A 6,682-nucleotide genomic window follows, 5' to 3' on the forward strand; every position below is an offset into this window, starting at 1 on the left:
TCGCGAAAATGAAGAAGCTGCTTGATGAAGAAGCAGACGAGTTTTTCGCTGTGTATGAAAACGAAAAAATCAACGGCTTGCGCGTCAATCCGTTGAAAACCGACCCGGGCGCATGGGTCAAAACGGCGCCCTTTTCCCTTTCCCCGGTGCCGTTTTGCCCGACCGGGTTTTATTATGAACCGGACGAACAGCCGGGAAAGCATCCGTACCATGCGGCCGGCCTGTATTACATTCAAGAACCGAGCGCGATGGCGGCCGCCGAGGCGCTGCAGCCTGAGCCGGGGGATACGGTGCTTGACTTGTGCGCCGCCCCTGGCGGGAAAACGACCCAGCTTGGCGCGATGATGAAAAACAGAGGGCTGCTTGTCGCCAACGAAATCCACCCGACACGGGTCAAAGCGCTTGCAGAGAACGTCGAACGGTTCGGCTTGACGAACACCGTCGTCGTCAATGAAGCTCCCGAAACGCTTGCCGAGCGGTTTCCCGGCTTTTTTGACAAAATTTTAGTGGACGCTCCGTGCTCGGGGGAGGGCATGTTCCGGAAAGAAGAAGAGGCCGCCTCGTTTTGGAGTCCGGCCTATGTGGAAGAATGCGCGGCAAGGCAGCGGCGCATTTTAGAAAGCGCCTATGCGATGCTGAAAGAAGGCGGCATTCTTGTCTATTCAACATGCACGTTCTCTCCGGAGGAAAACGAGCAAACGATGGAATGGCTGCTCGAGACGTACGATGATTTGCGGTTGCTGCCGATTGCGAAAATCGGCGGCATCGAGCCGGGACGGCCGGAATGGACGAAAACCAATCGATCCGATCTCGTCCACGCCGCCCGCCTTTGGCCGCATCGCCTCAAAGGGGAAGGACATTTTGTCGCCAAGCTGCAAAAACAGCGGCCGACTCCACCTTGGAGCGGGCGGTGGGCGAAAGCGAACGCGCCAAAAGCGGCCGTCCGATTGTACCGCCAATTTGAACAGCAATCGTTGCAAACCGTGCAGCACGGAACAATCCTCTCGTTTGGCAGCCATTTGGCCATGCTCCCGGACCGATGCCCGGATTTGTCCGGCTTGAAAGTGGTGCGCGCTGGCCTTCATCTTGGCGAGGCCAAAAAGGAGCGGTTTGAGCCGAACCATGCCCTTGCCTTGGCGCTGCGGACAGAGGAAGCGAAACATGTGCTTGACCTATCGAGCGCAAGCCGCGAAATCGTCCAATATTGGCGCGGCGAGACGCTTTCCACTGGCGGCGACCGCGGCTGGCTGCTTGTGACGGTCGACGGGTTTCCATTCGGCTGGGGAAAAGAAGTCAAAGGGACGGTGAAAAACTTTTATCCGAAAGGGCTGCGCCTGATCTAACGGCGGGGCCGCACGAGGCTGGAACGGCCAAAAAAAGGTGTCTCATTGCCTTTGAGACACCCTTTTTCTTCCAAATAGACGCCGACAAGATTCACGATGTTGCACGGAAAACGTTGACGTCAACGTTTTTACCGCGGACGGTTTGTCGGGATCGTTAAGGTAAATACGATTTCATCGGCCGCCAAATCGATTTTTTTCGCCGCTACTTGATACCCGTTGCCAAAACGAATCTCATGGAGCGCCACATAAATGCGGGCCCGTCCCGGATCGATGATGACTTCATCCGGCAGCGGCGCATGCTTTTGCAAGTAGCGAAGCACGTACGTCACCGGCAGCTTCCAGTCGCCGAGCGAAATGACCGGTTCGACAAGTTCGACGTTCCCGCCTTTCACGACTTTCGGCACAAACGAGACGACGAGCTCGACGTTGCGCCCAAAGATCGGAATTTCACTCGAGACGTAAACGCGGTCGGCGAGCCAAACGTCATAGCGAAGCGGATGGTCTTTCGTTTTTTCCGCCAAATAATCGTTAATGACAGCGTTCAAGTGCGCTTTTTTGGAGTACACCGTAAACGAAGCCCCTTCCACATCCAGGCGCTCCGGCCGTTTCACCGGCGGAGACGGCTGCAGCAGCCAAACAGCGGCAAGAATGAGCACAACAGCATTCACAGCCGCCAAAACGAAAAACGATCGTTTCCAATTCATTCCAACATACTCCTTATGCTGCTTCATTTCGTTTCCATCAGTTCGCCCACCACTCTTTTCGCGCATCGAGCGACTCATACACCCGCACTGCCATTTGCGCATATCCCTCGGCGTTCGGGTGAAATTCATCGCGGTGAAGCAAATCATCGCGGTTGGCAAACATGTCTTGAATATCCACAAAGATCGTGCGCGGATAGCGGGAAACCACTGCTTGGCTTGTGCGGTTCCATTCGGCGATGACATCATCGATTTCCGGGATGTTCGGCAACGTGGCGGAAAACGGATTGTACAAGCCGATCAGGACAACGACCGCATCCGGGTTGATCGTGCGCAACAACATCAACAAATGATCGAGCCGCTCGGCAAATCGTTGGCTCTCGTTCGCAAACCGCTCGTATGATAAGTCAAAAAAATGAGCGCGGACGACATTCATCACGTCATTGCCGCCGATCGTGATCATGACGATATGAGCCCGCTCAAGCTCCGCCTGATGGGCGCGAATAACCGGTTCAAGTTCGGTGATGCGCCGGCCGCGCTTTCCGGCATTCGTGACGGTCACCGTCCGCACCCCATCCTCCGCCGCCAAAAGCGGGACAAGGCGGCCGACATAGCCGCCTTTCCTTTCACCGTCTCCGACTCCTTCGGTCAATGAATCGCCTAACGCGACGAGGTGAATGTCTTTCGGCAACGGCTTTGCTTCCGTCTGCTTGACGGCGGCTTCATGCGGGCGCTCCGGCTTTCCGCCCGCCGAAAGCGCCACGCATCCGGCGAGCAGCCAGCAGCACAACAACCATCCCCACCGTCTCATTGTTTGACACCTGCCTTTTGCTGCAACAAGGGGAAAGACGAAAAGAAGGCAAAAAGGCGGTAGCCGTTTTTGCCTCATTGCGACGACTGCACGATTTTGATATGCTCTAAAATTGTTTCGTATGGCACATCTTGCACGCCGCTGTACGTCTGAACCACTTTTCCGTCTGGTCCGACCAAATAAAAACTGGTGCCATGCACGACTTGGTCGTCATTGGCCGGCTTTTGCACGATCATTTTAAAGCTTTTTTGCGCCAACTCGCTGATCTCGGCCGGGCTGTATCCAGTCAGCAAATGCCAGTTTGCTAGATCATCTGTAAATTGCTTCGCATAAGCCGCCAGTTTTTCCGGCGTGTCAACTTCCGGGTCGACACTGAACGAAACAAATTCAACATCGAGCCCCTTTTCTTCCGCCTTCTCTTTCAGTTTGGCCATGTGGGCGGTCATCGGCGGACACACCGTTTCGCAATTGGTAAAAATAAAATCGGCGACCCACACTTTTCCTTTCAGATCGCGAAGTCCAAACGGCTTGCCGGTCTGATCGACAAACGTAAAGTCAGCGACCGGCCAGTTTTTGGCATCCGGAATTGTTTTTCCGCACGCGGCAAGCAAACAAACGGCTGCCATCATCATGATTCGTTTCCACATCCACTGCTCGTCCCTTTCATCCTGTATCGCTTTGTTTCAAACTGCGCCCGACCCCTTGTGCTCCCCTTCTTCCGTATAATACATCAGCGCAAGCGCGCCGGGTCCGGTATGAATCGAAATAACCGGCGTCGTTTCAACAATGTCAACCGGCACAGAACCGATCGCCTCAGCGACTGCTTCTCTCAGCCGCTCCGCCCAGCGCCTGGCATCGGCATGGGCAATGGCGACCGCGCGCACCGGCGCTTCCGCCTTCTCCTTAACCAACCGGCCCGCTAAATCGGCGATGGCTTGCGAAAAGCTGCGCACGTTCGACACCGGTGTATACAGCCCGTCAACAAGCGCAGCGATCGGCTTGATGCGCAGCAACGAGCCGACGAGCGCTTTGCCGCGGCCGATGCGGCCGCCTTTCACCAAATGCTCAAACGTATCAAGCACAACATACAGCCGCGTGCAACGGCGTATTTCGTCAAGCCGCCGGATGATATCGGCGACGCTTCTGCCCGCCTTGGCCAAACGTGCTGCTTCGAGCACTTGAAACCCCAACGCACAGGAAATAAATTGTGAATCCACGACGGTGACCGCTGCCTCTGTCAAAGCGGCCGCATGCTCAGCCGAACGGACCGTGCCGCTCAGCTCGCCGGCCATATGGATCGATATGATCTCGCTTCCGTCCGCCCCGAGCCGGTCATAGACAGCTAGAAACTCACCGATCGACGGTTGCGAGCTTTTCGGCAGTTCACGCGCTGCCTTCATCTTCGCCATAAACTGCCCTGGTGTGATCGTCACCCGGTCGATAAACGCCTCCCCATCCACTGTCAAATGAAGCGGAACGACTTCAACGCCGTGCTCGGCAAGCACCGCCGCCGGCACATCAACCGTTGAGTCGGTTACAATTTTGATTGGTTTCATTCGCTCACTCCTAATACTGATGATCTCGTTTCCATTATATAATGAAACCGGCAAAAATCCTACCTAAAAACGTCCATGAGCAAGCTCGGCTCATCCCCAAGTAGGAACATCGCCCATTATGAACGATACCGGCAGAAAAAAAGTTGTTTTGCCGCCAAGGGCAAAACAACAACAGTCATGCATTATGCTTTAACGCCGTTTCTTTAAAGATCTGTTCATATACAGGCCATTTCAGCACTTTCTTCAAATGTTCGCGGAACGAATACACAGAACGGCTCGTTCTCGATCGGTACACCTTTGCAATAAACGCCTCCAAGCGCAGTTGGATCATGAATCGGTATGTGTTCTCTTCCTCCAATACTGGGATTTCGATAATCTTGACCTTCTGCCCATACGCGTTTTGAAACTCGAGGCTTTTGAATAGCAAAATATCAATCCTCTTTTTCACCGATTTACTTTTATTATACACCAATCCGGTGAAAAAGTATGTCGGAATGCGGCGAATTTGTTCCGACTTTTTTCGTCAAATCAATAGATGGAACAAGTTCGGGTCTTTGTTGACCTCTTGGAACGGGAAACCTTTTTTCTTCATCCGCTCGATGAGCGGCGCGTAGTCTTCGCGCCGTTTCAGCTCGATGCCCACAAGCGCCGGTCCGCTTTCTTTGTTGTTTTTCTTCGTGTATTCAAACCGGGTGATGTCATCCGTCGGCCCAAGCACTTCATCCAAAAACTCGCGCAGCGCCCCGGCCCGCTGCGGGAAGTTGACGATGAAATAGTGCTGCAGCCCTTCGTAAATCATCGAGCGCTCTTTGATTTCCTGCATCCGGTCGATGTCGTTGTTGCCGCCGCTCACCACGCAAACGACCGTCTTGCCTCGGATTTGTTCCTTGTAAAACTCGAGCGCGGCGATCGGCAGCGCCCCAGCCGGCTCGGCGACGATGGCGTTTTCGTTGTACAGCTCCAAAATCGTCGTGCACACTTTCCCTTCTGGAACGACGACAATGTCATCAAGCACTCCGCGGCATAAGGCGAACGTTTTTTCCCCGACCGTTTTGACGGCGGCGCCGTCCACGAACTTGTCAATCTCCTCAAGCGTGACGACACGTCCATGCTCGAGCGCCGTTTTCATCGATGGGGCGCCGGCCGGTTCGACGCCAATCACTTTAGTGAACGGGGAAATGCTTTTCACATACGTCCCCAGCCCAGCCATCAATCCGCCGCCCCCGATGCTGGCAAACAAAAAGTCAATCGGCTCATCGCAGTCGTTGAGCACCTCGACGCCAATCGTCCCCTGTCCGGCGATGACGTATTCGTCATCAAACGGATGGATGAACGTCCGCCCTTCCGCCTCGGCGCACTTCACCGCTTCGTTGTAGGAATCGTCAAACGTGTCGCCGACAAGCACGATCTCAACCATGTCTTTGCCAAACAGCTGCACTTGCGACACTTTTTGCCGCGGCGTCGTCGCCGGCATATAAATTTTCCCATGCACGCCAAGCGCTCGGCATGAATAGGCCACCCCTTGGGCATGGTTGCCGGCACTGGCGCATACCACCCCGTTTCTCCGCTCCTCATCCGTTAAATGCTTCATCCTGTTGTACGCCCCGCGCAGCTTAAACGAACGCACGACTTGCAAATCCTCGCGCTTTAAGTAGACATTGCATTCGTAGCGCTCGGATAACAGCGGATTTTTTTGCAGCGGCGTATGGAACACAACATCCTTCAACGTATGATACGCGATCAAAATGTCCTCGACGTATACTGCCCCTTGCTTTCGTTTCAGCTGTTGTTCCATGTTCTCGTTCCCTTTCTTTTCTAAGTTGTCTTTGATTTGTAGATTATATCACAAATTCGTAAAAAGAAAAGGGAATTTTCGAAAAGTTTTTGAGTGAAGAGGGGCTGGCTCACGATCATCGCGATAATCCCGCTTTACCGGACGCTTCCGAGGTCCTAGCTTGACGTCATCGGATGAGCTTCTAGAAACCTCTTCCACTCGGCCAATACAGGCATAGCGAACGGCTCGTTCATGCGCAAGCGGACCGAAAAAACGACCGGCGCTATGTCCGGTCGTCCTCTTTTTTAAACTCTTCTTCCTCGGCAAATTCCGTTGCCCATCTTCCTTCATCATACCAGCGGTGCTCTTCTTCCCTCCTTGCCTCTTCGAGAACATGGCTTTCCATATACCAGTGGAAAAACGCTTCAACCGCCCCGATCGCCAAGGCGCTGAAAAATGCGCCGTATGCCACGTTGACGGACGGGGCAATGAGGGCA

Annotated in this window: 8 protein-coding genes; 1 reads left to right on the top strand and 7 read right to left on the bottom strand. The window is 54.1% G+C overall.

Annotation, left to right across the window (positions count from 1 at the left end):
- The coding region (locus IKE44_RS07085; RefSeq protein ID WP_287465445.1) for an RsmF rRNA methyltransferase first C-terminal domain-containing protein at window positions 1–1,343 on the top strand (1,343 nt) is incomplete at its 5' end.
- A gap of 128 nt (window positions 1,344–1,471) precedes the next feature.
- Here the strand turns inward: IKE44_RS07085 and IKE44_RS07090 are convergent.
- The 7 genes from IKE44_RS07090 to IKE44_RS07120 form a co-directional block, all read right to left on the bottom strand.
- Window positions 1,472–2,047 carry a YpmS family protein gene (locus IKE44_RS07090; RefSeq protein ID WP_033014084.1) on the bottom strand — a complete coding sequence of 192 codons (576 nt, stop codon included), beginning with the start codon at window positions 2,045–2,047 and terminating at the stop codon, window positions 1,472–1,474.
- A gap of 37 nt (window positions 2,048–2,084) precedes the next feature.
- On the bottom strand, window positions 2,085–2,855 hold the full coding sequence (locus IKE44_RS07095; protein WP_033014083.1) for an SGNH/GDSL hydrolase family protein: 771 nt from the start codon (window positions 2,853–2,855) through the stop codon (window positions 2,085–2,087).
- A gap of 74 nt (window positions 2,856–2,929) precedes the next feature.
- Entirely contained in the window at window positions 2,930–3,502 is a 573-nt protein-coding gene (locus IKE44_RS07100; protein ID WP_287465449.1) for an SCO family protein, read from the bottom strand.
- Window positions 3,503–3,538: 36 nt separating this feature from the next.
- Complete coding sequence (locus IKE44_RS07105) at window positions 3,539–4,411, bottom strand: DegV family protein (protein ID WP_287465451.1); 873 nt, start codon at window positions 4,409–4,411, stop codon at window positions 3,539–3,541.
- Window positions 4,412–4,586: 175 nt separating this feature from the next.
- Window positions 4,587–4,838, bottom strand: a complete 252-nt coding sequence (locus tag IKE44_RS07110; protein WP_033010003.1) for a YpmP family protein — start codon at window positions 4,836–4,838, stop codon at window positions 4,587–4,589.
- 96 nt (window positions 4,839–4,934) lie between these two features.
- Window positions 4,935–6,206 carry a threonine ammonia-lyase IlvA gene (gene ilvA / locus IKE44_RS07115; protein WP_033014077.1) on the bottom strand — a complete coding sequence of 424 codons (1,272 nt, stop codon included), beginning with the start codon at window positions 6,204–6,206 and terminating at the stop codon, window positions 4,935–4,937.
- Between the two features lie 262 nt (window positions 6,207–6,468).
- Window positions 6,469–6,682: DUF2512 family protein (locus tag IKE44_RS07120; RefSeq protein WP_287465454.1), on the bottom strand; the 214-nt coding region annotated here is incomplete at its 5' end.

This window comes from Geobacillus sp., assembly GCF_017515625.1.
Classification (GTDB): Bacteria; Bacillota; Bacilli; order Bacillales; family Anoxybacillaceae; genus Geobacillus; species Geobacillus stearothermophilus.